The 2,246-nt window shown below is 35.6% G+C and carries 3 protein-coding genes; all 3 read left to right on the forward strand.

Features of this window, described 5'->3' with window-relative positions:
* The first annotated feature begins 88 nt into the window (after positions 1–88).
* The gene (locus ABZA26_RS13165; protein WP_372714964.1) at positions 89–880 is read left to right on the forward strand and encodes an ABC transporter ATP-binding protein; all 792 of its coding nucleotides are present in this window, start codon (positions 89–91) and stop codon (positions 878–880) included.
* 54 nt (positions 881–934) lie between these two features.
* Positions 935–1,780, forward strand: coding sequence for a WYL domain-containing protein (locus ABZA26_RS13170; RefSeq protein WP_372714965.1), 846 nt, complete (start codon positions 935–937; stop codon positions 1,778–1,780).
* 77 nt (positions 1,781–1,857) lie between these two features.
* Positions 1,858–2,246: mechanosensitive ion channel family protein (locus ABZA26_RS13175; protein ID WP_372714966.1), on the forward strand; the 389-nt coding region annotated here is incomplete at its 3' end.

Consider the following 2,246-nt stretch of genomic DNA (forward strand, 5'->3'; position numbering starts at 1 on the left):
GATCTAAAGCTTGTGACAGCTGTCATAGTAGTGGGAATAATGGCCCTTAAGGAGAAGAAAAAAGGCCTGAAAAGAGGTGTTGCAGCAAATGGTTAGATTAGAGAATATAAAGAAAACCTTTATCTCTGAGCTGGGAACAAAGAAAGAGGTCTTCAAAAACCTCAATTTCCATGTGAAAGAAGGAGATTTCATAACAATAATAGGAAGTAACGGGGCAGGAAAGTCTACCCTTTTAAATGTCATATTAGGAAATATAATATCTGACTCTGGAAAGGTATTTGTAGGGAACAGAGACGTGACCTATATGGAAAAACATAAGAGAAACAGCTTTATCTCCAAGGTGTATCAAAATCCATCTCTGGGGACAGCACCTTCTATGACTGTCTATGAAAATCTTTCTATGGCAGACAACAAGGGGAAAAAATTCGGGCTGACAAGTGGACTAAACAAAAAAAGAAGAGGATATTATATAGAGGCACTTTCTCAGCTGGGACTTGGTATAGAGAATCAGATGGATACAGAGGTGGGCCTCTTGTCAGGGGGACAGAGACAATGTCTGGCACTTATAATGGCGACCCTCAATAAGCCTGAGGTTCTCATGCTTGATGAGCATACGGCAGCCTTAGACCCCAAAACTTCTAAGATCATAATGAATAAAACAAAAGAGGTAGTGGAAGGAAGTAAAATATCTACCCTCATGATAACTCACAATCTGCAGGATGCTATAGATTACGGGAACAGAATGATTATGCTCCATGAAGGGGAAATAATCATCGATGTGAGTGGCAAAGAGAAGCTAGAACTCACTGTAGAATCACTTCTTGAAACATTTCACAAGAAAGAAGCCGGTTTCAGAGGGGAAGAACTCTTTTCAGTATAGAATTCTCAAAGTCTTTATGTTATAATCATATAAAGATTTTTTTGGGAGGGCTTTATGAAGAAGATACGGGTGACAGTCCCAGAAGATATTTGGCGTATGATGAGAAATGATGTAGAAGAGTTTGGAATAAATAACAATAAGCTCTGCAACTACATACTGGATAAATTGAAGTATAAAAAAGATATTAATGTGGAAAAGCTTCTGGAAACTCAGGGAAGACCTCTAAAGAAGATAATACAGTTTGACCTTAATGTGGCAAATAGAGAGATCTATTATGACGTGCTGAAGGAAAACCGTGTTGATATAGAGGCTGAGTTTTTCAGGGAGCTTTTTGAAGTTTATACCTCTAAATTTAAATATCAGAGGGAACTTTTTATATTTGAAGAGAGACTGAAAAATATATTAGAAGCCATAAAATTGAAAAAAAAGTTAAAATTGAAATATATAAATAAAATTTATACTGTGGAGCCTTTTTTCGTAAAGAGAGAGGAACAGGGAGATGAAAACTTTTTATTCTGTTTTTGTGAAGAAACCAAGGGGTATAAAAATTATAAGCTGAAAGAGCTAGAGATAATATCCGTATTGGATGACAGAATAAAGGGTAAGGACAAAAAATATATCGAAAGTGTCAGAAAAAACTTCGATCCCTTTTTAGGAAACGGAAACTTTGTGAAAGTAAGGCTTACCAGTGAAGGAGTCAGCCTTATGAAAAGTTTGACAAACTACAGACCTAAATTCCTCAAAAAATCTGGAGATGTATATATATTTGAGACTTCCAATGAAAATGCCAGACTTTATTTCAGACAGTTTCTGAAAGATGCAGTTATTTTGGAACCAAAGGAACTGAGAGAAGAGATGAAGAGGGAATTTCTGGAAGCTTTTGAAAGTTATGATTCTTAATATTAAAAATTTTTATTGAAATCTAAAAATAAAAGTGATATTATTGTCTCTCAAATGATTAATCTGGAGAGTGAAGTGTGGAAAGTATAGTTATAAGCCTTAGTAAATTTGGTTGGACAGTTGGTATTTTATCAATATTTATTTTGATTGGAAAACTTTTAAACAGAGGTGTAGATAAATTCGGTCGGAGAAATAATTTTACCACTGACAGAACAGTGAGGGCTAAAAGACTGATCGACAGTTTTCTGGCAGTATGTTCATTTACTTTGCTGACCCTTATATGGGGGTTTCATCTGAAAGAGTTTTTTGTGGTAGCGGCTACAGTATTTACTATTTTAGGAACGGCTCTTTTTGCATCCTGGTCAAACCTCAGTAACATATCCTCTGGACTGATACTTTTTTTCAGCTATAAGCTGAAAGAGCTAGAGATAATATCCGTATTGGATGACAGAATAAAGGGTAAGGA

Origin of the sequence: Ilyobacter sp., assembly GCF_041583315.1 — a bacterium.
Lineage (GTDB): Bacteria > Fusobacteriota > Fusobacteriia > Fusobacteriales > Fusobacteriaceae > Ilyobacter.

Bases quoted from the DNA above. Each gene is read 5' to 3' on its own strand.
- ABZA26_RS13170 (WP_372714965.1), top strand. From the start codon at position 935: ATGAAGAAGATACGGGTGACAGTCCCAGAAGATATTTGGCGTATGATG.
- ABZA26_RS13165 (WP_372714964.1), top strand. From the start codon at position 89: ATGGTTAGATTAGAGAATATAAAGAAAACCTTTATCTCTGAGCTGGGA.